This is a genomic window from Micromonospora sp. DT4, from assembly GCF_049841675.1.
Taxonomy (GTDB): domain Bacteria; phylum Actinomycetota; class Actinomycetes; order Mycobacteriales; family Micromonosporaceae; genus Micromonospora.
In genome coordinates, this window is record NZ_JBNCKT010000067.1 from 9,449 (window position 1) to 32,182 (window position 22,734).

A 22,734-nucleotide genomic window follows, 5' to 3' on the forward strand; every position below is an offset into this window, starting at 1 on the left:
GCGGCGGCCTGGGCGGCGGCCTGGGCGGCGGCCTGGGCGGCGGCCTGGGCGGCGGCCTGGGCGGCGGCCTGGGCGGCGGCCTGGGCGGCGGCGGCCTGGCGGGCCGCCTCGGCCGCGCGCAGGTCCTCGCGACGCTGCGCGTACGCCTCGGTGCCCTTGCTGGGCTTTCGGCGACGTGGCGGCGCGGTGACGCCCGGGGCGAGCTTGCGCGCGGAGACCAGGAACGCGGTGTGCGCGATCATCCGGTGGTCGGGTCGGACGGCGAGGCCCTCGGCGTGCCAGTCCCGCACCAGCGACTCCCAGGCGCGCGGCTCGGTCCAGCCACCGCGCTCGCGCAGCGCCTCGACCAGCTCCGAGAGCTGCGGGGTGGTGGCGACGTACCCGATGAACACGCCGCCGGGCACCAGCGCCCGCTCGACCATGTCGAGGGTCTCCCAGGGGGTGAGCATGTCCAGGATGATCCGGTCGAAGCCGGTCTCCTGGCACTGCGCGACGTCACCGACGTGCAGGTGCCACGAGGGGTGCGGCCCGTTGAAGAACGCCTCGACGTTGCGCTTGGCGATCTGGGCGAAGTCGTCGCGCAGCTCGAACGAGTGCAGCTCGCCCTCGGTGCCGACGGCGCGCAGCAGGGAGCAGCTCAGCGCGCCGGAGCCGGCGCCGGCCTCGAGGACCTTCGCGCCGGGGAAGATGTCGCCCATCGCGACGATCTGCGCCGAGTCCTTCGGGTAGATCACCTGCGCGCCGCGGGGCATGGAGAGCACGTAGTCCGAGAGCAGTGGGCGCAGCGCCAGGAACGCGGTGCCGCCGCCGGAGGTGGTCACCACGCTGCCGTCGGGCAGCCCGATCAGCGCGTCGTGCGCCAGGATCCCGCGGTGGGTGTGGAACTCCTTGCCGTGCTCCAGCGTCACGGTGTGCATCCGCCCCTTGGGGTCGGTCAGCTGCACACGGTCGCCGGGCCGGAACGGGCCTCGGTGCACGGGTGTCAACGTCCGGGGGGCGGTGTCGGCTCCGACGGTGGCGGGAGTTGCGGTCACGGTGTCATCTTCCGGTTGGGTTCGAGGAGCTGTGCCAGGTCCCCGATGTGCAGAATGCCGACGACATCTTCGCCTGACGTCACCACGTACTGCGCGCCCGGGTGGGTCTGCACGACCTCCATCACCCGTTCGCCGTCGAGACCGAGCGGCAGGGCGGGGAGCGTGGCCAGGGACCGGGCGACGGCGTCCACCGCCAGCCAGGGGCGACGCTCGGCGGGGACGGCCGCGGCGGCGGCCGGATCGACGAGCGCCACCGGGTGGCCGGTGGAGTCCGTGACCAGCAGGGCGGCGGCTGGCTGGCCGCCCTCGGCGCGGCGGCGATGGGCCTCGGCCAGCGGCGTGCCGGTGGTCACCGGCCACACCGGCCGCGCCATCTGGGCCAGGTCGATCAGGGGGAACCGTCGGCTGACCCGCGCGGCCCGGATCGACTGCCCGGCGCCGCGCCAGAGGGTGACGGCGACCAGCAGCATGAGCGGCAGCGCCACCGGCGCCAGAAAGTGGGTGTACGTCAGCAGCCCCACCAGGGCGGCCGTGCCGACGGCGACGACGCGTCCCGCCCAGCCGGCGACCTCGGTGCCGCGGTGCCGGTCGCGGGTGAGGCCCCACACGGCGGCCCGCAGCGCCCGGCCGCCGTCCAGCGGCAACCCGGGCAGGCTGTTGAACACCGCGACGATGACGTTGCTCAACGCGAGCTGGAGGGCGAGCTGGTGGGCGACGGTCCCCGGGGGCAGGGCGACCGTGGCGGCGACCGCGAGGGCGCCGAGCACCGCCGAGACCGCCGGGCCGGCCAGCGAGACCAGCAGGTCGATCCTGGACGTCGGGGCGTCCCGCTCCATTTCGGTGTACCCGCCGAGCAGCTCCAGCGTGATTCCGCGCACACCGATGCCGTAGCGGCGGGCGGTGAGCGCGTGACCCAGCTCGTGCAGCAGCACCGAGCCGAGCAGGGACACCACGAACCCGAAACCGATCAGGTAGCCGCTGACCTGCGGCAGGTCCAGTTGCCGGCGGGCGAACTCGGCGTAGAGCACGGCGACGAGCACGGCGAGCAGGAGCATCGAGGCGTTGAGGTACAGGGGCACCCCGAGCACACGCCCGACGCTCAGACCCGGTCGCCGGTCGGACCGACGCGGAGGCGGGGATGTCTGCTCCATCGCACCGATGCTACGGACCGGTCACCTACGGGGCGGGCGGCGGGCGGTGTCATACCGGTGCCCTAACCTTTGCGCACATGACGGCGGAACCGGTCACCACCCCCCAGTCCTCCTCCCCGGCGCAGACGCCGACGACGGTGCGGGCCTCGCTGTCCCCGTCACGGGCGGCGGATTTCAAGACCTGCCCGCTGCTGTACCGGTTCCGCAGCATCGACCGGCTGCCCGAGCGGACGACCATCGAGCAGGCCCGGGGCACGCTGGTGCACGCGGTGCTGGAGCGGCTGTTCGACCTGCCCGCGTCGAGCCGCACCCCGGCCGCGGCGGGCGACCTGGTGGCCCCCCAGTGGGATCGGTTGGTCACCGAGCAGCCGGAGCTGGCCGCGATCTTCGACGACGCCGAGCCGGCCGGCCCGGTGGAGTTCCTGCGCTCGGCGGCGGGGCTGCTGGAGGGCTACTTCGCCGTGGAGGATCCGACGCGCCTCGAACCGGCCGAGCGAGAGAGCCTGATCTCGGCGGTCGTCGACGAAGAGCTGCTGATCCGGGGCTACCTCGACCGGCTCGACGTGGCCCCGGACGGCGCGCTGCGGGTGGTCGACTACAAGACCGGCGGGGCGCCCCGGGAGGCGTTCGAGGCGCGGGCGCTGTTCCAGCTCAAGTTCTACGCGCTGGTGCTCTGGCGCACCCGAGGGGTGGTGCCACGGGTGCTGCGCCTGCTCTACCTGCGCGACGCCGAGGTGCTGGACTACACGCCCGACGCCGACGAGCTGGTCCGCTTCGAGCGCACCGTGGTGGCGCTGTGGCGGGCGATCGAGCAGGCCACCGCCCGACAGGACTTCCGGCCCCGGCCGAGCAGGCTGTGCGACTGGTGCAGCCACCAGGCGCTCTGCCCCACGTTCGGCGGCACTCCCCCACCGTTTCCCGTCGCGGCGACGAACGCCGATCCGCTGCGTGACGCCCGGTCCGCCCCGGTGACGCCCGGCGCCGACGAGTAGCCCTCCGATCCGTCCGCGGGTGCCGACCCGACCGGATCGGCGTCGCGTCGATCGGAACACGGCGGCGGGTCCGTCTCTACGGTGGTCCACGACGCACCGGCGGCCGTACGCGAGGATGGCCGCAGCGACAGCACGGCGTCGGGACGGGAGACGACATGAGCTATCGGGTGGCCCCGGCGCGGCCGGTACGGGTCCTGCTCGCCGACGACCAGCCGCTGCTGCGTACCGGCTTCCGCATGGTCCTGGGGGCCGAGAATGACCTGGACGTGGTGGCCGAGGCCGGCGACGGCGTGGAGGCGGTGGAGCTGTCCCGGCGGCTGCTGCCCGACGTCGTACTGATGGACATCCGGATGCCCCGCATGGACGGGGTGGCGGCGACCCGGGCCATCGTCGACTCCCGCCTGCCGGTGCGGGTGCTGGTGCTGACCACGTTCGACCTCGACGAGTACGTGGTGGGGGCGCTGCGCGCGGGCGCGAGCGGGTTCCTCGCCAAGGACGTACCCGCCGAGGAGTTGATCGCGGCGATCCGCACGGTGGCCGGCGGGGACGCGGTGGTCGCGCCGCGCATCCTGCGGCGACTGCTGGAGCGCTTCGCCGAGCTGCTGCCCGACCCGGCGGCGACGCCGTCGGCGGCGCTCAACGCGCTCACCGACCGGGAGCGTGAGGTGCTCGTGCAGGTGGCCCGGGGGTTGTCCAACGCCGAGATCGCGGCGGCGCTGTCGGTCAGCGAGACCACCGTCAAGACCCACGTCGGGCACCTGCTGACCAAGCTGCGGCTACGCGACCGGGTGCAGGCGGTCGTGCTGGCGTACGAGTCTGGTCTGGTCCGCCCACGGGCGTAGCCGCCGCGCGGCGGCTACCTCACCCGGCGTACTCGAAGATCCCTCCGTAGCGGGACGGCCCGGTTGCCGTGCTCACCTACCGTGACCGGAGACGGCGCGGCGGGGTTGACCCTCCTGTGGCGTGAGGGGGAAGTGTGCAAAACCGGTCGACCGGCTGTCGAGTCAGGGGCAACCCTGATGCGGCATGGGGGTGCACCCGCAGCAGGAAATCCGCTCCGGGTCCCCCCAGGGGCGGACGGGACGGGCGCGAGCAGCGCCGATGATTGAAGGGTCGCGTCGGACCATCGGGGGGCGGCGTGCATTTCGAAGCAGACGGAAGAGGTAGATGACGTGACCGCGACGGTAGGCCAGCAGGCGCAGGCCGCGGCCCGGGCGAACGACGTGTGGAAGGTGTATGGCAGCGGCGAGGCTCAGGTCATCGCGCTGCGGGGGGTCAGCGCCGAGTTCGAACGTGGCCGTTTCACCGCGATCATGGGCCCGTCGGGTTCCGGCAAGTCGACGTTGATGCACTGCCTCGCCGGTCTGGACTCGGTGACCCGGGGCACGGTGTCGATCGGTGAGACGACGGTCACCGGGTTGGGCGATTCGGGGCTGACGAAGCTGCGCCGGGACAAGGTGGGCTTCATCTTCCAGCAGTTCAACCTGCTGCCGACGCTCACCGCGAAGGAGAACATCCTGCTGCCGATGTCGATCGCCGGGCGCAGGCCGGACCAGGCCTGGTACGACACGGTGATCCGGACGGTGGGCCTGCAGGACCGGCTGGACCACCGGCCGGCGCAGCTCTCCGGCGGTCAGCAGCAGCGGGTGGCGTGCGCACGGGCGCTGGTGTCCCGCCCCGAGGTGATCTTCGCGGACGAGCCGACCGGCAACCTGGACTCGCGCTCCGGCGCGGAGGTGCTCGGGTTCCTGCGCAACTCGGTGCGCGAGCACGGTCAGACCATCGTGATGGTCACCCACGACCCGACCGCCGCGGCGTACGCCGACCGGGTGGTCTTCCTGGCGGATGGGCAGATCGTCTCGGAGCTGATCGAGCCGACCGCCGACACGGTGCTGGACACGATGAAGAAGCTGGACACTCCGGCCGAGGTGGGTAACTGATGTTCCGGGCGACACTCAAGAGTCTGCTGGCCCGCAAGGTCCGGCTGATCCTGTCCGGTCTGGCCGTGGTGCTCGGGGTCATGTTCGTCTCCGGCGCGTTCGTGCTGACCGACACGCTCGGCCGCTCCTTCGACTCGGTGTTCGCCGACGGCTTCTCCGAGATCGACGTGAACGTCGCGGCGAAGCCCAAGGTCGAGATCAGCGAGATGGAGGGCGAGCAGACCGCCGCTCCGCTGCCCGCCGCGGTGGTGGACCAGGTCAAGCAGGTGCCGGGGGTGGCCGGGGCGACCGGTGTCGTCAACGCCGACGGCGCGCGGGTGATCGGCAGCAACGGCAAGGTCGTCACGTCGTTCGGTCCGCCGCAACTGGGTGAGAACTGGGTTGGCGAGAGCGACCTGCTGCAACTGCGCGAGGGGCGTGCGCCGCAGGCCGACGACGAGATCGTCGTCAACAAGTCGCTGGCCACCACGGCGAAGGTGCACGTCGGCGAGAAGGTCGGCGTGCTGACCGCGTTCGAGTCGAAGAAGCGGGACTTCACCCTGGTCGGCATCGCCGGTTACAGCGGTGACCGGGACTCCATCGGTGGCGTCAACGAGGTCTTCTTCACCACGCCGGTGGCGCAGCGGCTGATGCTGGGCGAACCGGGGATGTTCAGCAGCATCACCGTGACGGCCGCCGGCGGCGTCTCAAACGAGGCGCTGCGCGACGACGTGGCCCGCACCCTGGGCGCGGGCTACGACGTGAAGACCGGCGAGCAGGTTGCCGAGGACGCCGCGGCCAGCCTGAAGGAGGGCCTCTCCTTCTTCAACAAGATCCTGCTCGGCTTCGCCGCCGTGGCGTTGCTGGTCGGCACCTTCCTGATCCTCAACACCTTCTCGATCATCGTGGCGCAGCGCACCCGTGAGTTGGCGCTGATGCGCGCCATCGGTGCGAGCGGCCGTCAGATCATCGGCTCGGTGGTGCTGGAGGCCATCGCGGTCGGCTTGATCGCGTCGGTGCTCGGCCTGGCCGCCGGTATCGGGGTGGGCGCGCTGCTGGCGTTCCTGTTCGGCAAGCTGGCCGGTGGTCTGACCCTGGCCGGGATCGGCGTGCCGGCGGCCGCGGTGATCGGGTCGTTCGGCGTCGGTCTGGTGATCACCGTGGTGGCGGCGCTGCTGCCGGCGCTGCGGGCCTCGCGGATCCCGCCGATCGCCGCCATGCAGGACGTGGCGACGCCGGACCGGCCGCTGACCAAGGTCACCGTGGCCGGGTCGGTGGTCACCGGCATCGGCGCGGTCCTGCTCTTCCTGGGGCTCAGCGGCAACGCGGGCGGCCAGACGCTCGCCACCATCCTGGGCGGGGTGCTGTTCGCGTTCATCGGTGTGGCGCTGCTGACCCCGCTGATCAGTCGGCCGGTGGTGAACCTGCTCGGCGCGATCTTCTCCTGGTCGGTGCCGGGCAAGCTGGGGCGGCTCAACTCCGGGCGCAACCCGCGCCGCACCGCCATCACGGCTGCCGCGCTGATGGTCGGCATCGCTCTGGTCACCGGCGTCACCGTGATCCTCGACTCGGCCAAGGGCAGCATCGGCGCGCTCGCCCAGGACACCATCAAGGCCGAGCTGGTGATCTCCGGCCAGCAGGGTGGTCCGCGTCCGCCGAGCTTCGACCCGAGCGTGCTGGACCAGGTGAAGGCGCTGCCCGGCGTGCGAATGGTCGACGGCGAGTACGGCGACATGGCACGCGTCGACGGCAAGGGCACGTGGGTGGCCGCGAGCAGCGACGTGGCGTCGCTGCGGCAGATCTTCGGTGCGAAGGCGACCGCCGGTGACATCGACCGGCTGTCACCGACGCAGATGCTCGCCAGCTCCGACACCGCGAAGTCCCGCGGCTGGTCGGTCGGCTCGACGGTGACCGTGCAGCTGACCCGGGGCGAGGCCCGCACGTACACGATCAGCGGCATCTACGAGTCGTCTCAGTTGACCAATGCGGTGACGTTGCCGGCGACCGCGGCGAAGGACTTCGCGATCCCGCAGCCCATCCAGGGCTTCATCCAGCTGGCACCGGACACCCAGGTGGCCGACGTGCAACCGCAGGTGGAGACGCTACTCGCGGACAGCCCCGAGGTGTCGGTGGCCGACCGGGACGCGTTCATCAAGCAGCAGACGAGTTCACTCGACGGGCTGCTCACGATGATCCAGATCCTGCTGGCGCTGGCCATCGTGATCGCCGTCCTGGGCATCGTCAACACGCTCGCGCTGTCGGTGTTGGAGCGCACCCGGGAGCTGGGGCTACTCCGAGCGATCGGGCTGCGCCGTGGGCAGACCATGGGCATGATCACGGTTGAGGCGGTGGTGATCTCCGTCTTCGGCGCGCTGCTGGGCGTGGCGGTCGGCACCGGCCTGGGCGCCGCCGTGGTCGAGGCGCTCAAGGACGAGGGCATCACCGACCTGATCCTGCCCTGGGGGCAGATGGGCGTCTTCCTCGGTCTCGCCGCGATCATCGGGGTGGTGGCCGCCGTGGTCCCCGCCGTGCGGGCGGCCCGGATCAACGTCCTGGGCGCGATCGCCCACGACTGACGGGCGCACTCCGCGACCCCCGACGCCACTCGCGGCGTCGGGGGTCGCGTCCGTCCTGGGCCACGTCCGGGGGCGTCGACCGCGTCAGCCGGTCGTCGCGGCCCGGTCGGTCAGCAACGCCGCCAGCGCCTCCAGGTCCACGCCGGTCAGGCTCGGCACCTGGTGCACGCCGGCGATCGCGGGCAGCGGCACCTCGGCGGGTACGGCCAGCACGGCCGCGCCGGAGGCGAGCGCGCTGGCCACCCCGGTCGGTGAGTCCTCGATCGCCACACACCGCTCGATCGGGGCACCGAGGCGCCGTGCGGCGGTCAGGTACGGCTCCGGGTGCGGCTTGGCCGCGACCACCTCGTCACCGGCGACGACCACATCGAAGTTGTCCCGACCGAGGGTGTCCAGGGCGATCTCGACAAGCGCCCGAGGGCTGGAGGTGACCAGCGCGGTGGGGATTGCCGCCGCGCGGACCGCGTGCAACAGCTCGAACGCGCCCGGTTGCCAGGGCAGACCGGTGCGGAACAGCTCCAGGATCCGTGCGTTGATCCACGCCGCGCTGCTGTCCGGATCGCGCTCGGGCTGCCCCAGGTCGTCGTGCAGGAGGCGCATCGACTCGGCCATGGCGGTGCCGATGATCGACCGGCGGGCGTCGGCGGACAGTTCCCCGCCGTACTCGCGGGCCAACTCCTGCAACGCGATGTCCCACAGCTTCTCGCTGTCGACCAGCGTGCCGTCCATGTCGAAGAGCACGGCGGCGGGGTGATGGCTGCTCAGCGGATCCTCCAGGGTCGTGGCCTGACACCGGCGATCCTGCCAGCACGGCCCGTCGCCGGTGGCGGCAACAGCCTCCGGGGTGACCGGGGCAACCCCGCTCAGCTCAGGTCGCACTCCTTGAGCGAGCGCTCGTAGCCGCGGAAGAACATGTCGGTGCGCTGCTCGGCGGTGCCGTGCGCGCCCTCGGCGAACCACGGCTGGTCCGGGTCGTCGCCAACCGCCGCCACCCCCTCGCGGAACTCGTCCAGATCGCCCTCGGCGAGGGTCAGGTCGCCGGAGCGCACCGAGTCACCGAGGTACGCCCCGGCCATGCAGTCGGCCTGCAACTCCTGCTGGATGGTGAAGCTGTAGTTGATGCCGAGGCGTACCTGGATGCCGTGGGCGTACTCGTGACCGAGCAGGTAGAACACGAACGCGTCACCGACCTCGCGGAAGGCCGCCACCGACCAGGCGATGTCGTATGCGATGAAGTCGCCCTGCGAGCAGTAGACCGCGTTGTTGCGGGGCAGCGGCTGGCCGCCGCAGGAGACCTCGCCGGCCCGCTGGTACGGGGTGACCCGTCGGATGGGCTGGAAGCGCTGCCCGGACGCCTTGAACTGGGCCGCCCAGTAGCGCTCCGCGACCGCCTGCGCGTCGGCGACGTCCTGCTTGAACTCAGCCACGCTGGTGGTGCTGTCGGCGCGGGTGGTGTTCGGCTGCGGCGAGGTGGCCGGCGGCTTCGCCCCCGGACGTTCGCCCTCCGGCTCGGTCAGCCCACCGCCGGCGCAGGCGAGCGACACCAGCGCGACCATCACCAGGCCCACCAGAGGTCCCCGCGAGTCGCGTCCTGACCATGCCCCCACTGTGCCTCCCCAGACATCGGCGCCCGCACCACGCCATACCCCGACGGTACGACCACCACGCCCGCCCTCGGATTCACGCACCGGGCGGCCCGGCGGTTCACGCACCGACCGGCCCGGGCGGTTCGCGTGGTGTGGTGTCGGGCCGCCACAATGACCCGGGGCGGAGGTGACCGTCCGGTCAGGAGGGCGTCGTGCACGTGCTGGGCAGCCGCCAAAGAAGCCAGCCGGCCCCGGCGCGTGTCGTGCGGCGGTCGCTGCGCGACCCGCAGGAGGCGGGGAGTCGTCCCTGGCTGGAGCTACGTGACGACGAGGTGCCGCCACGGGTGGTGGCGGGCTACGCGCCGGTGCTGCTGGTGTGGTCGTCGCTGTGGCCGCACCGACCCCTTGACGAGGTCCGTTTCGACATATCGCGCGGGCTGCCCGCCGGTGACTGCATGCTGCGCTGGACACTGACCACCCCCGACGTGGACCTGCCCAGCGAGAGCACCCTCGGCTACCTCCGCCACCGCCTCAACTACCTGATCAACAACCGCCTCCGCCTCTCCTACGGCCAGTAACCCACCCCACCCCACCACCCCACCCCACCACCTCAGCGAGCCCGTGCACGCCCGTCTCGTGCGGGTACGCGGCGGGGCGCCCGTGGTCACCGACGGCCCGTACGCGCAGACGCAGGAGGTGCTGGCGGGCTACACCATCGTGGAGTGCGCCAGTTTCGACCGGGCCACCGAGATCGCCGCCGGCCTGGTCGACCCGGACACCCCCGGCACGTACGTGAACGTGCGGCCGGTGCTGAACGGCGTCGAGGACCTGGCCGGCTGAGAAGTGCCCGAGACACCCGCCGAGGGCCTGCTACGCGAGTTGACGCCGCAGGTCCTCGGCGCGCTGGTACGCCGCTTCGGGCACTTCGACACGGCCGAGGACGCCGTGCAGGAGGCGGCCGGGTCCGGCGTCGCCCTCCCACGGGCCGAACCGTCGGCGCCGGACACACCGCCGACCCCAGGTCGCTTCCCCCGACACCGGCGCCGACCGTGCCGCGCTGCGCCCCAGGCCGAAGCAGGCGGGCTTGACGGCGCGTAGACATCAGAGGTTTACTGCGTCAGCGACGTCAATCGATGCGGCCCGTCCGTCCACACTGGTCGGTTGGGGTTCTTCGGTTGGCGCACCGCGCCATCACCACCGCTCCACATCACCTCAGCCGAGCATCGGCGGCCCGGCTTCCGCATCACCGCCACCGTGGCCCCGGGCGCGCCCACGCGCGCCTCCCGGGGTCGACGCTCAGCTAAGGAGCATCACCATGCGTTCCCGTCCCCGTTTATTGGCCCTCGTCACCGGCCTGGCCGTGATGATGGCCGGTCTGGTCGCACTGCCGACCACCGCCTCGGCGGCACCGCTGACCAAGGTCCTGGTGTTCAGCAAGACCGCCGGCTTCCGCCACTCGGCCATTCCCAACGGCATCGCCGCCATCCAGCAGCTCGGCGCTGCGAACGGCTTCAGCGTGACCGCCACCGAGGACGCCGGCCAGTTCACCACCTCCAACCTGGCCCAGTACCAGGCGGTGGTCTTCATGTCGACAACCGGCGACGTCCTCAACGCCAGCCAGCAGACGGCCTTCGAGTCGTACATCGGGTCCGGTGGTGGGTACGTCGGCGTGCACGCCGCCGCCGACACCGAGTACAGCTGGCCGTGGTACGGGCAGCTGGTCGGCGCGTGGTTCGACTCGCACCCGGCGATCCAGACCGCGACCGTGAAGATCGAGGACCGGACCAACCCGTCGACCGCGCACCTCGGCGCCACCTGGGTCCGCTCCGACGAGTGGTACAACTACCGCACCAACCCCCGGTCGACCGCGCGGGTGCTCGCCAGCCTCGACGAGTCGTCGTACAGCGGCGGCACCATGAACGGCGACCACCCGATCACCTGGTGCAAGGCGTTCGGCGGCGGTCGGGCCTGGTACACGGGCCTCGGGCACACCGAGGCGTCGTACACCGACCCGAACTTCACCAAGATGCTGCTCGGCGGTCTCCAGGTCGCCGCGGGTTCGGTCGACGCCAACTGCTCGCCGGGGACGACGCCGACCACCCCGCCGCCGACCACCGCCCCGCCGACGACCCCCCCGCCGACCACCCCGCCGCCGACCACGGCCCCGCCGACCACCCCGCCGCCCGCCGCCACCGGTTCCACCCTGCGGGCCCGCGCCAACAACCAGTACGTCAGCGCGCCCAACGCCACCACCCCGCTCATCGCCAACAAGACCTCCGCCGGGACCAGCGAGCGGTTCGAACTGGTCAACCTCGCCAACGGCAACGTCGCGCTGCGCGCCAAGAGCAACGGGCAGTTCGTCGCGGCGGAGAACGCCGGGGCCTCCGCACTGATCGCCAACCGGGCCAGCGCCGGCGCGTGGGAGACGTTCCAGCTGATCAGTAACTCCGACGGCACGGTGAGCCTGCGGGCCACTGTGAACAGCCGGTACGTGGCCGCCGACAACGGGGGCTCCTCCCCGCTGATCGCCAACCGGACCTCCGTCGGTCAGTGGGAGAAGTTCGACATCGTCACCAACTGACCGCGCCGCGGCTAGCTCCCCACCACCCTCACCTGGCCGTGGTGCGCCCCAGCACGCCCCGGCCCTGGTCGTCGAGGAAGGACGATCATGCTTTCGAAATCCCGGCGCTGGTCCCGGGCACTCGTCGCGGCGGTCACCACCGTCGCGAGTGTGACCCTGGCCGTGGCCGCAAACTCCCCCGCCGCGCAGGCGGTGGTGATCCCCGCCAGCGACTACCAACAGGTCAAACTCGCCACCGGCTCCGCCGAGCTGGGCGAGGCCATGTCCCTGGCCGTCCTGCCCAACCGTTCGGTACTGCACACCGCCCGCAACGGTGTCCTGCGGGTGACCGACGTGGCCGGCAACACCAAGGTCTCCGGCACCCTGTCCGTCTACACGCACGACGAGGAGGGGTTGCAGGGCGTCGCCGTCGACCCCAACTTCGCCACCAACCGGTGGATCTACCTGTACTACTCGCCCACGCTGAGCACCCCGTCCGGGGACGCGCCCACCACCGGCTCGCAGTCGGACTGGGACAGGTGGAAGGGGCACCTGCGGCTGTCCCGGTTCACCCTGAACAGCGACGACACGGTCAACCTGAGCAGCGAGAAGATCGTGCTCCAGGTCGCCAACGACCGCGGGCAGTGCTGCCACGTCGGCGGTGACCTGGACTTCGACGCCGCCGGCAACCTGTACCTGACCACCGGCGACGACACCAACCCGTTCGAGTCGTCCGGCTACGCGCCGCTGGACGAGCGGACCGACCGCAACCCGCAGTTCGACGCCCAGCGCTCGGCCGGCAACACCAACGACCTGCGGGGCAAGGTACTACGGATCACGCCGCAGTCGGACGGGACGTACACCATCCCGTCGGGCAACCTGTTCGCGCCCGGAACGGCCAACACCCGTCCCGAGATCTACGCGATGGGTATGCGCAACCCGTTCCGGATGAGCGTCGACAAGGCGACCGGCGTCGTCTACGTCGGTGACTACGGTCCGGACGCGGGGAGCACCAACTCCAGCCGGGGTCCACAGGGTCAGGTGGAGTTCAACCGGATCACGGCGCCGGGCAACTTCGGTTGGCCGTACTGCACGGGAAGCAACACGAGCACCGAAACATACAATGAATACACCTTCCCGTCCGGGCCGTCGCAGTCGAAGTACAACTGCACGGGCGGGCCGACCAACAACTCGTTCCGCAACACCGGGCTCGGCACGCTGCCCGCAGCGAAGCCGGCCTGGATCAAGTACGCCGGCGACTCCGGCTCACCGTCGGAGTTCGGCAGCGGCTCCGAGTCGCCGATGGCCGGGCCGGTGTACCGGTACGACGCCTCGCTCAACTCCAGCGTCAAGTTCCCGCAGTCGCTGAACGGCCAGTTCTTCGCCGGCGAGTACGGCCGCCGCTGGATCAAGCCCATCGCCATCAACGCCGACGGCTCCCGCGGCGAGATCTCCAGCTTCCCGTGGAGCGGCACGCAGGTCATGGACATGGCCTTCGGCCCGGATGGCGCCCTGTACGTGCTGGACTACGGCACGGGCTCGAACAACCAGGCGCTGTTCCGGATCGAGTACATCGGCGGCGGCAACCGCAACCCCATCGCGGTCGCCTCAGCCAACCCGACGTCCGGGGCAAACCCGTTGACGGTGAACTTCTCGTCGGCCGGCAGCTCCGACCCCGAGGGTGGGGCGCTGAGTTACCTGTGGACGTTCGGCGACGGCACCACGTCGACGGCGGCGAACCCGACCAAGACGTACACCACGAACGGCACGTACTCCCCGACGTTGAAGGTCACCGACCCGGCGGGCCTGTCCGGCACGGCGAGCCTGGTCATCACCGTGGGCAACACGGCACCAACGGTGACGCTGACCTCGCCCGTCGACGGGCAGCTGTTCAACTTCGGTGACACCATCTCGTACCAGATCAGCGTGAGCGACCCGCAGGACGGCACCATCGACTGTTCCAAGGTGAGCCTGACGTACGCGCTGGGCCACGACAGTCACGCCCACCAGATCACCTCGATGAACGGGTGCAGTGGCTCGATCACCGTGCCGACCGACGGTGAGCACGACTCCGCGGCCAACATCTACGGGGTCTTCGACGCCGCCTACACCGACAACGGCGGGCTCACCACGCACAGCATCAGGACGCTGCAACCGAAGCACCGCCAGGGTGAGCACTTCGGCGGGCAGTCGGGTGTCCAGGCCACCGACCACACCAGCGCCGAAGGCGGCCGCACCGCCGGGTTCATCGAGAACAACGACTGGATCTCGTACCAGCCGTACAACCTGTCGAACGCCAACCGCATCACCGTGCGTGCGTCGTCGGCCGGCGCCGGTGGCACGATCGAGGTTCGGGCCGGGTCGGCCACCGGCAGTCTGCTGGGCACCGTCACGGTGCCGGTGACCGGCAACTGGGAGACCTTCACCGAGGTGTCCGGCACGATCAGCAACCCGCCCAGCGCGTCGACCACGCTGTACCTGGTGTTCAAGGGCGGGTCCGGCTACCTGTTCGACGTCGACGCGTTCACCTTCACGACCGGCACCGGTGGCAGCACGCCGCTGACCACCCTGCGGGCGCAGGTGAACAACCAGTACGTGTCGGCGGTCGGCACCACCGCGTTGATCGCCAACAAGGCCAGCGTCGGCACCACCGAGCAGTTCGACCGGGTGGACGCCGGCAACGGCAACATCGCGCTGCGGTCACGCGCCAACGGGCTCTACGTCTCGGCCACAAGCGCTGGCGCCGCACCGTTGGTCGCCAGCGGCACGTCGATCGGGGCGTCGGAGACCTTCCAGCTCGTCACCAACTCGGACGGGACGGTCAGTCTGCGCGCCACGGTCAACAACCAGTTCGTGTGCGCCGAGAACGCCGGGGCGGGTTCTCTGATCGCCAACCGCACGTCCGCCGGGGCCTGGGAGAAGTTCATCCTGACCACCGGTTGACACGAGGTGGGCCCGGCCCGTTCGGTGACCGGGCCGGGCCCACCACCCCATCGACTGCCGACGCGCCGCGTCGAGAAGGGGTCCCCGCCGTCAGGAGCCGGCGGGGACCCCGCTGTCGAGTTGCCCGATCACCGGCGCCAGCAGGTCGTTGAGTTCCCGGGCCAGCACCACGACCGCCCGGTGCGCCGCAGCGGGGACGTGGTCGTCCGGTCCGTCGGGCGTCGGCGGCAGGCCGTCGAGCGGCAGCGGCGCGTCCACCTGGAGCAGCGCACGCAGGTGCGGGCGGCGCGTCCGGTCCTGCTCGGTGGGCGTGGTGAACTGGCCGAACAGCCGCGGCCAGTCATGCCAGCCACGGTCGCGTTGCCACTGCTTGCTCCAGGTCAGCTCCGCCGGCCAGCGGGAGGCCACGGTGACCGCACAGACCATGCCGCCGTCCCACGGGCTGCGTTCGCAAGTCGCCGAGAGGATGCGCCGGTGCCAGCGGACCAATCCGGGCGACAGCTCGCTGGCCACCCGCCAGGCGGTCGCGGCGAACGCGACCGGCGCGAAGTCGCCCCAGGTCTCGGCGAACTCGCCGATCCGGCGGTGCACTTCGGCCTCGTAGCGGCCGTGCCCGTCGGTGCCGTGCTCACGGTCGAACTGCTCGTCCAGCCAGAAGGCGCGCGGTTCCGGCATCCTCGTCCCCGTTCTCGACCATCGTCCGCACCACGCGCGCACGTGTGCCATGCACGGGTACGGACGGCGTCGTCGCCGCCACTATCCCACCATGATGCAGAACGGATGGCCCGCCGGGTCGGCGTACACGCGCAGCGGCTCGTCGGGGTCCTCGATGCGGTCGTAGCGCAGCCGGCCGCCGAGGCGTAGCACGCGCTCGTGCTGGACCAGCAGTTCGTCGACGGATTCGACGGTCAGGTCCAGGTGTAGCTGTTGTGGCACGTCGTTCTTCGGCCACGTCGCCTCGGGCAGGTCGTCGACCTGCTGGAACGCGATCTGTGGGCCACCGTCCGGGGATCTGAGCACCAACCAGTCACGACCGCGCTCGTCGGGTCGGCCGTCCGTCGGGGGCTCGTCGCCGGGTCGGTAGACGAAGCCCATGAGCTGCCGGTAGAACTCCGCCAACTCCCGCACGTCGGTGCCGTCGAGCACCACCGACGTCAGCCGGGGAACGCTCTCCTGGTCGATCATCCTCGATCACCTCCGGTCGCCATTCTGGTCGCGCCTCGCCGCCGTCGCATCCGCAGCTCCGTACTTGACACGCACCCCGCTCGGCAGTGGACGATTCAGCGTGCGGATTCTCGTGGTGGGTGGCAGTGGCCTGATCGGCGCGCACGTCGTGGAGGTGCTGCGGGAGCGTGGGCATGCCACGACCGCGGTGGCGCGTACCGCCCAGCAGGGGGTTGACCACCTGCTGGATGTCGGGGCCGCCTCGACCGACGACCTGCGGTCGCTGCTCACCGGGCACGACGGCGTCGTGTACGCCACCCGGACCGACGAGCAGCGGCCCCTGCCCAAGCCGATCTACCCGCAGTTCCGCCGCGACAACGTCGATCCGGTGGTACGCCTGTTCACCGCCGCCCGCGCGGAAGGCCTCACCCGTGGGGTGATCATGGGCTCGTACTACACGTACTTCGACCGGCTGCATCCGCAGTGGCGACTCGCCGAGCGGCACACGTACATTCGCTGCCGCCTGGAGCAGGCCCGGGAGGGGCGTGCCGCCGCCGGCCCGGGTCTGCCGGTCGCCGTACTCGAACTGCCCTTCGTCTTCGGTCGGGTCGGCGACCGGCTGCCGAACTGGGCCGGCCCGCTGGACCGGTGGGCGCGCTCGCGTACCCCTCTGGTGGCGCCGACCGGCGGAAGCGCCGCGGCGTCGGCCCGCAGCGTCGCCGAGGTCGCGGCCGACGCCCTCGCGGCGGCCAGCGGCGCGGACATCCCGATCGCCGACGAGAACCTCACCTGGCACGACATGCTCGCGCGCATCGCCGAGGCGGTGGGCCGCAGCCGCCGCGTCGCGCGGCTGCCGGCCGGTGCGGCGCGGGCGGCCCTGCGACTCGGCGGCGCGTCGCAGGCCCTGGGTCGTAAGGAGTCCGGCATCAACCCCACCTACCTCGCAGATCTCCTGCTCGCCGAGTTGTTCATCGAGCCGACGACCGGCCGCGCGCTGGACCCGGCTCTGCGTGAAACCTTTCCTGGTTAGCTCTCCAGTTTCGACGGGCGCGCGAGGTACGCCGTCTTGACGTCGGCGGAGAACCCGCAGGCACGGTGGAACGCGTGCGTCGCAGGGTTCCGCGAGCCTGTCATCGGATCGTCCGGGTTCAACTGTCGGTAGAGACGGATGATCTGCGCGAAGTCGTCGGGCCGGGCCGCACGGAACATGCCCGGAGCGTAACGAAGGCGACGGACGGTCGCTGGCCGTGCCGCCGTCGTTGGTGCCGCCTTTCGTCAATACGGCGCAAGCACCGCGCGACGCGCCCCCGATGCAGGCCCGATCGGAATCGGGATCTTGACAGTCCCTTGAGGGAAGGGAAGCATCATCGCGGATTAGACAACGTTGTCACGACCGTGTGCGGCTCCGATCTGAGAGAGGAAGCGGGACGGGTCACCCCCATCGAGCTTCACGCACACGGTGCCAACCGAAGGGCCAACACTGTGTCAGACACAACGGCGCGCATGGCGTACACCGCCAAACGCCGAACCTTCGCCGCCGCCACCGCCGTGGCCATGGCGGCGCTGACGGCGGTCTCCGCGGGCACACCCGCCTCGGCCGCACCGGCTTCGCAGCTGGTCACCGACCCCGCCGCGTACGTCAACCCACTGATCGGGTCCACGAACCTCGGCAACACCTACCCCGGAGCGGTCCGCCCGTTCGGCATGCTGGCCTGGAGCCCGCAGACCAGCACCGGTAGGCAGGTCTCCACCCCCGCGCCCGGTGGCTACGAGTACGGCGCGAACCGGATCCGCGGCTTCAGCCTCACCCACCTCAACGGGGTCGGCTGCAACGGAGGCGCCGGCGACATTCCGATCATGCCGTACGTCGGCGATGTCAACTCCTCGCCTTCCGTCGACACCTCCGACGCGACGTACGCGAGCAGGTTCTCCCACAAGAACGAGACGGCGCGGGCCGGGTACTACCGAGTGGGGCTCGACAGTGGTGCGTCGGCTGAATTGACCACCACCCCCCGCACCGGCTCGGGTCAGTTCGGCTTCCCGGACGACCAGCCCGCCAGCATGCTGTTCCGCACCTCCAACTCGGAGACCGGCAGCACCGGCGCCACCGTACGGGTGGACTCGGCGGCCCGGACCGTCACCGGCTCGGTCACCGCCGGCAACTTCTGCGGCCCGCATAGCGACAACAACCGCAAGTCCCTGTACACGCTGCACTTCACCGCCCACTTCGACCAGCCGTTCGCCCGGGTCGGCACGTGGCAGGACGGCAACCTGACGCCGGACGCCACGACGGCCTCCGGCGGCACCGGCCTCGACGCGGGCAATCCCGTGCCCGGCAAGGGATCCGGCGCCTACGTCACCTTCGCCAAGGGCACCACGACTGTCGGCGTGAAGGTCGCGATCTCGTACCTCAGCCTGGAGAACGCCGAGGCCAACCTGCAGGCGGAGAACCCGCCGAAGAAGAGCTTCGACACGGTCCGGTCGGAGGCCACGGCGGCCTGGCAGCATGAGCTGGGCAAGATCAAGGTCGGTGGCGGCACCGCCGACCAGCTCAGCACCTTCTACACGGCGCTGTACCACTCCATGCTCGAACCCACCCTCACCAGCGATGTGGACGGCCGCTACCTCGGCGCCGACGGCAAGCCGCACCGGCTGACCAAGGGCCAGGACGCGCAGTACGGCACCTTCTCCGGCTGGGACCAGTACCGCGCCCAGGTGCAGCTGATGACGCTGGTCAACCCCAAGGCCGGCAGCGACTATGCGCAGTCGTTGTTCAACTACGCCACCCAGCGTGGCGGGGAGTGGGACCGCTGGCTGCTGCAGCACGGCAAGACGAGCGTCATGTCCGGCGACCCGTCCGCCCCGGCGGTCGCCGGCATCCACGCCTTCGGCGGGCGGGACTTCGACGTCAAGGGTGCTCTCCGTTCACTGATCACCGCCGCGACGGTGCCGAACGCCAACGACTCCGACAGCGCCGGTTGCAATGTGGCGTGCGTCGGTCAGCGTCCCGCCCTCGACAAGTACCTGGACCTGGGCTACGTCCCGGCCGACGGCTGCTCCTGCTGGGGTGGCGCGGCCGAGACGATGGAGGACGCGGTCGCCGACTTCGCGCTCGCCGAGCTCGCCGGACAGGTCGGCGACCAGGCGAATCAGCGGGCCTTGCGCAAGCGGTCGGGCACCTGGAGCAACGTCTTCGACCTGACCGCCACCGCACAGGGCGGCTACCCGCGCTCCCGCAAGGCCGACGGCACCTGGGCGGAGCGCGCCTTCCACCCGTCGACCGAGAGCGGGTTCGTCGAGGGCAGCAGCGCCCGCTACACCTGGATGGTCTACTCCGACGTCGCCGGCCTCGCCCGCGCCATGGGCGGCAACAAGGCGGCCGAGCAGCGCCTCGACGCCTTCTTCCGCACCCCCGCCGGCATCTATGACTTCTCCGCCCGCGACCTCACCCGGTACGACCCCACCAACGAACCGGACATGAACGCGCCGTACCTCTACAACTACTTCGGCACGCCCTACAAGACCCAGGAGACGGTCCGCGCGGTGATGGACCAGCTCTGGGGCAACACCCCCGGCGGCATCCCGGGCAATGACGACGCCGGCACGATGTCGTCGTGGTACGTCTTCTCCGCGCTGGGCATGTACCCGCAGAACCCGAGCCGGGCCGATCTGGTGCTCACCGCACCGCTCTTCCGGCGCGCGGTGATCGACGCCGGCCACGGCCGCAAGATCACGATCGACGCCCCGGACGCCTCGGCCCAGAACACGTACATCCAGTCGGTCAAGGTCAACGGTAAGAAGTCGAACCGGAGCTGGGTCCCCGACACCCTCGTCAACAAGGGCGGCACCGTCGACTACGTGCTCGGCGACAAGCCGAACACGACGTGGGGCAGCTCCCCCGCCGACGCCCCGCCCTCGTACGGCGACGGCCGGCGGCCGTACCTGACCGGCGCGAGCCCGCAGACGCTGAAGGTGGAGCCGGGCAGCACCTCGGCGACGACGTACAAGATCCAGGCGCTGACCGAGGCTCCCACCACCGCGCGCTGGAAGGTCAGCGCGCCCGCCGGGCTGACCGTCACCCCCGCCCAGGGTGAGTTCACGCTGACCGGCGACGGGTTGGGCAGCAAGGAGCTCACCGTCTCCGCACCGGCCGGCCTCAAGCCCGGCGCCTACGCCGTGACGGTCACCGCCGCCACCACCTCCGGTACGCCGTTGCCCACCGTGACGATCCCCGTGACGGTGGCCGTTCGCGACAGCGTGCTGTGGAACCTCAACAACAACGGCATCTCGGCCGACGACACCGATCCGCAGGCCAACTTCGACACCGGAGGCTGGAGCTACTCCGCCAAGGCGCTCGCTGCTGCCGGGGTGAAGCCGGGTTCCACCGTGTCGGTCAACGGGTTCGACTTCACCTGGCCGAACGTGGCCCCCGGCGACCCGGACAACATCCTGGTCGGCGGCGGCGGTCAGGTGCTCAGCGTCCAGGCCGCCGAGGGTGACACGAAGCTGAGCCTGCTGGGCAGCGCCGCTTTCGGTCCCACCAGCGGCACGGTGACGCTGACGTACACCGACGGCACCACGCAGCAGGCGACGATCGGCCTCAGCGACTGGACGCTGGGCGGCGGGTCCGATCAGCCGTCGTTCGGCAACGCGACGGCAGTGCACACCACGTACCGCGACAAGATGGGCACGGGAGTCGAGCCGGTGGTGACGTACGTCTTCGCGACGGCACCGATCGACCTGCAGCCGGGCAAGCGGCTCGCGAGTCTGACGCTTCCCACCACCGCCAAGGATGGCGTCATCCACCTCTTCGGGGTGGCGACGGCCTGACCCGGAGCCGGGCTGCCGCTCGGGGGACGCGTCGCGCGAGCGGCGTGAGATGACCTGGGGCCTGCTCCGCTGCGAGGCGGAGCAGGCCCCACTGGCACCGAACGGGTCGCCGAGGATCGCTGGCCCGCAGTGTGCGAACGTCGACGGATCAGGTCCGCCTCGTCGGAGCCTGCTCGGCCGCGCTGGCTCCAAGATCCGCGCAACTTCAGGGCTTCAGGGCTTCAGGGATGCCGTGGTCTCCCCGGCCCGTGAGGCCGCAACAACCCTGAAGTTGTTGGCTCCCGACCGACAGCGGCGGTCGCGCGGCGGCACTCAGCGCAGCTCCTCGGCCAGCCCGACGACGATGCCCTCGGGGCCGCGGACGTAGCAGAGCAGGAAGATGTCCTCGAACCGCTGCACCTCTCCGACCAGTTCCGCCCCGTGGCGGCGCAGCCGGGCGATCGTGTCCTCGACGTCGTCGACGGCGAACATGACCCGACGAATGCCGAGGGTGTTCGCCGGGACGTCCTCCGGCTCGTGGCGGATCGCCTTCGGCGCATGGAACATCGCCAGCTCGACCTTGCCCTGGCCGTCCGGGGTCCGCAGCATGGCGACCTCCTGTCGCACGTCCTCGACGCCGATGACACGCTCCACCCACCGGCCCTCGACCGGCCCCCTGCCCTCCAACTCCATGCCGAGCTCGACGAAGAACGCGATGACCGCGTCAAGGTCCTCGACAACGATGAGGACGTTGTCCATCCGCCGGATCGCCATGCTGGTGCCCTTCCCCTGGTGCGGTCTGTCGCCGCATTCTCCCCTGGGACGATGCGCCCTGGCCGTTCTCGACACTCGGGGCTGGCCTTCCCCCTACCCGCCCCCCGGCCGCGCGCTGACAGTCACCAGTGGTGGAAGCAGTACGGGGCGTCGCACTGCTCGCAGAATCCGGCGTCGTCGTAGAAGCCGGCGTCCTGACGGCGGCGTACCGGTACGGCTGGGTGAAGGCGTCAACGATGCGGTGCGCCTCTGCCAGGTCCACCGGCCGGCCGGTGCTCCGTGCCGACTGCGCGGAGCACTCCAGCCGATGTGTGCATGGACCCGTCAGTCGACGGCCATCGAATGGGCCGTCAGGTGGTACGGCGCCAAGCTGGGAAACGGTGGTCTGGTGGTCTCGACCAGGCCCAGCGCGTCCACGACAACGGACGGCAGCGCCGGGGCGCTGATCGGAGTCAGCTCACCGATCGGTACGCCAGCCACTTGCCGCTCGCTGAACGTTTCATACAACCTGAAGAACTGCCTGTCGACGGCTATCTGGCGTTCGACGATGGCCTGATGATGGAAATCCAGTTCCTCGTATGTCTGCGGGATACGCCCGTCCGGCGCCAACTGCGCAGCAATGCAGTCGCTCGCGTCGCGGCAGTACGAGATCCGTTCAGGATGGTTCAGTCTTCGGTAGAACAGTTCCTGAATCCGGAGCAGATCGCGTACGACGACGGTGTAGACAGCCGTCGAGTGGAGCGGGTTCCGCCGTTGGAAGGTCGACTCGTAAGAGAGCTGCTGGTTCTTCGACCTGGGCGGGTGGAGTCGCTGTTGGTCCTGCTTCGCGCCAGGGTAGACACCGACCATCGTCTGCGTGAACAGTTCCTCGACGACATTCGCCCGCCGCTCGCCACGGAGCCTGCGACTGATGGACGTGGCGACGGGCGCATAGGCGAACAGCGTCATGCTCGCCGCCCAGATTCCCGCCAGCGTCGGCAACCACGGCGAATTCATCTCGCGGAGTACCGGCGCCTGGGCCGTCTCGGCTGCCGGGAGCCACAGCGGCGGTTCCGGATAGGGCTGATTACGCAAGTGGTCCTCCGCGATGTAGTCGACATCGCCACCGACGTGGAGAACCACCACCGCGTTCACCAGAAGACGTGTTATTTGACCCGTAACCCAAATGGTTTGTGATCGTTTGGGGTGTATGGGCGTTACGGTGCGGGACGCGCGTCGGCTTTCCC

The 22,734-nt window shown here is 70.7% G+C and carries 20 protein-coding genes; 11 read left to right on the forward strand and 9 right to left on the reverse strand.

Annotated elements, in window-relative coordinates:
• Positions 1-1,034 (reverse strand): tRNA (adenine-N1)-methyltransferase (locus ACLQ24_RS18970; protein ID WP_425893051.1); only part of this gene is annotated, 1,034 nt, incomplete at its 3' end.
• Entirely contained in the window at positions 1,031-2,089 is a 1,059-nt protein-coding gene (locus tag ACLQ24_RS18975) for a M50 family metallopeptidase (RefSeq protein WP_425893070.1), read from the reverse strand. The genes ACLQ24_RS18975 and ACLQ24_RS18970, both read right to left, overlap by 4 nt.
• Before the next feature lie 173 nt (positions 2,090-2,262).
• Here ACLQ24_RS18975 and ACLQ24_RS18980 point away from each other — a divergent pair, with 173 nt between their 5' ends.
• The 4 genes from ACLQ24_RS18980 (at position 2,263) to ACLQ24_RS18995 (ending at position 7,672) form a co-directional block, all read left to right on the forward strand.
• Entirely contained in the window at positions 2,263-3,177 is a 915-nt protein-coding gene (locus ACLQ24_RS18980) for a RecB family exonuclease (RefSeq protein WP_425893052.1), read from the forward strand.
• A 155-nt stretch (positions 3,178-3,332) separates the two neighbouring features.
• Positions 3,333-4,019: a response regulator gene (locus ACLQ24_RS18985; protein ID WP_425893053.1), complete on the forward strand. Its 687-nt coding sequence runs from the start codon at positions 3,333-3,335 to the stop codon at positions 4,017-4,019.
• 330 nt (positions 4,020-4,349) lie between these two features.
• The gene (locus tag ACLQ24_RS18990) at positions 4,350-5,117 is read left to right on the forward strand and encodes an ABC transporter ATP-binding protein (RefSeq protein WP_425893054.1); all 768 of its coding nucleotides are present in this window, start codon (positions 4,350-4,352) and stop codon (positions 5,115-5,117) included.
• Positions 5,117-7,672, forward strand: a complete 2,556-nt coding sequence (locus tag ACLQ24_RS18995; RefSeq protein ID WP_425893055.1) for an ABC transporter permease — start codon at positions 5,117-5,119, stop codon at positions 7,670-7,672. The genes ACLQ24_RS18990 and ACLQ24_RS18995 overlap by 1 nt, the downstream gene beginning before the upstream one ends.
• A gap of 84 nt (positions 7,673-7,756) precedes the next feature.
• On the opposite strand, the gene ACLQ24_RS19000 is transcribed toward ACLQ24_RS18995, so the two are convergent.
• Both ACLQ24_RS19000 and ACLQ24_RS19005 read right to left on the reverse strand, forming a co-directional pair.
• The gene (locus ACLQ24_RS19000) at positions 7,757-8,413 is read right to left on the reverse strand and encodes an HAD family hydrolase (protein ID WP_425893071.1); all 657 of its coding nucleotides are present in this window, start codon (positions 8,411-8,413) and stop codon (positions 7,757-7,759) included.
• A gap of 122 nt (positions 8,414-8,535) precedes the next feature.
• On the reverse strand, positions 8,536-9,279 hold the full coding sequence (locus ACLQ24_RS19005; protein ID WP_425893056.1) for a neutral zinc metallopeptidase: 744 nt from the start codon (positions 9,277-9,279) through the stop codon (positions 8,536-8,538).
• Between the two features lie 191 nt (positions 9,280-9,470).
• Between ACLQ24_RS19005 and ACLQ24_RS19010 the strand changes: the two genes are divergently transcribed.
• The 5 genes from ACLQ24_RS19010 to ACLQ24_RS19030 all read left to right on the forward strand — a co-directional run bounded on the left by ACLQ24_RS19010 (position 9,471) and on the right by ACLQ24_RS19030 (position 14,761).
• On the forward strand, positions 9,471-9,836 hold the full coding sequence (locus tag ACLQ24_RS19010) for a hypothetical protein (protein ID WP_425893057.1): 366 nt from the start codon (positions 9,471-9,473) through the stop codon (positions 9,834-9,836).
• A gap of 43 nt (positions 9,837-9,879) precedes the next feature.
• Positions 9,880-10,098 (forward strand): YciI family protein, encoded by a 219-nt coding sequence (locus tag ACLQ24_RS19015; RefSeq protein WP_425893058.1) that lies wholly within the window; start codon positions 9,880-9,882, stop codon positions 10,096-10,098.
• Positions 10,099-10,101: 3 nt separating this feature from the next.
• Complete coding sequence (locus tag ACLQ24_RS19020; protein ID WP_425893059.1) at positions 10,102-10,356, forward strand: hypothetical protein; 255 nt, start codon at positions 10,102-10,104, stop codon at positions 10,354-10,356.
• Between the two features lie 217 nt (positions 10,357-10,573).
• Complete coding sequence (locus ACLQ24_RS19025; protein WP_425893060.1) at positions 10,574-11,839, forward strand: ThuA domain-containing protein; 1,266 nt, start codon at positions 10,574-10,576, stop codon at positions 11,837-11,839.
• 87 nt (positions 11,840-11,926) lie between these two features.
• Positions 11,927-14,761: a PQQ-dependent sugar dehydrogenase gene (locus ACLQ24_RS19030; RefSeq protein ID WP_425893061.1), complete on the forward strand. Its 2,835-nt coding sequence runs from the start codon at positions 11,927-11,929 to the stop codon at positions 14,759-14,761.
• 90 nt (positions 14,762-14,851) lie between these two features.
• Here ACLQ24_RS19030 and ACLQ24_RS19035 read toward each other — a convergent pair whose 3' ends face one another.
• Complete coding sequence (locus tag ACLQ24_RS19035) at positions 14,852-15,436, reverse strand: hypothetical protein (RefSeq protein WP_425893062.1); 585 nt, start codon at positions 15,434-15,436, stop codon at positions 14,852-14,854.
• An 81-nt stretch (positions 15,437-15,517) separates the two neighbouring features.
• Positions 15,518-15,946 (reverse strand): VOC family protein, encoded by a 429-nt coding sequence (locus ACLQ24_RS19040; protein WP_425893063.1) that lies wholly within the window; start codon positions 15,944-15,946, stop codon positions 15,518-15,520.
• Between the two features lie 100 nt (positions 15,947-16,046).
• Here ACLQ24_RS19040 and ACLQ24_RS19045 point away from each other — a divergent pair, with 100 nt between their 5' ends.
• Positions 16,047-16,955, forward strand: a complete 909-nt coding sequence (locus ACLQ24_RS19045; protein WP_425893064.1) for an NAD-dependent epimerase/dehydratase family protein — start codon at positions 16,047-16,049, stop codon at positions 16,953-16,955.
• On the opposite strand, the gene ACLQ24_RS19050 is transcribed toward ACLQ24_RS19045, so the two are convergent.
• On the reverse strand, positions 16,952-17,134 hold the full coding sequence (locus ACLQ24_RS19050) for a hypothetical protein (RefSeq protein WP_425893065.1): 183 nt from the start codon (positions 17,132-17,134) through the stop codon (positions 16,952-16,954). The genes ACLQ24_RS19045 and ACLQ24_RS19050 overlap by 4 nt on opposite strands.
• 294 nt (positions 17,135-17,428) lie before the next feature.
• Here ACLQ24_RS19050 and ACLQ24_RS19055 point away from each other — a divergent pair, with 294 nt between their 5' ends.
• A complete protein-coding gene (locus tag ACLQ24_RS19055) occupies positions 17,429-20,755 on the forward strand; it encodes a GH92 family glycosyl hydrolase (RefSeq protein WP_425893066.1) in 3,327 nt (1,108 codons plus the stop codon).
• Between the two features lie 312 nt (positions 20,756-21,067).
• On the opposite strand, the gene ACLQ24_RS19060 is transcribed toward ACLQ24_RS19055, so the two are convergent.
• Positions 21,068-21,493 (reverse strand): VOC family protein, encoded by a 426-nt coding sequence (locus ACLQ24_RS19060; RefSeq protein ID WP_425893067.1) that lies wholly within the window; start codon positions 21,491-21,493, stop codon positions 21,068-21,070.
• Between the two features lie 339 nt (positions 21,494-21,832).
• On the reverse strand, positions 21,833-22,642 hold the full coding sequence (locus ACLQ24_RS19065) for a hypothetical protein (protein ID WP_425893068.1): 810 nt from the start codon (positions 22,640-22,642) through the stop codon (positions 21,833-21,835).
• Between the last annotated feature and the right edge of the window lie 92 nt (positions 22,643-22,734).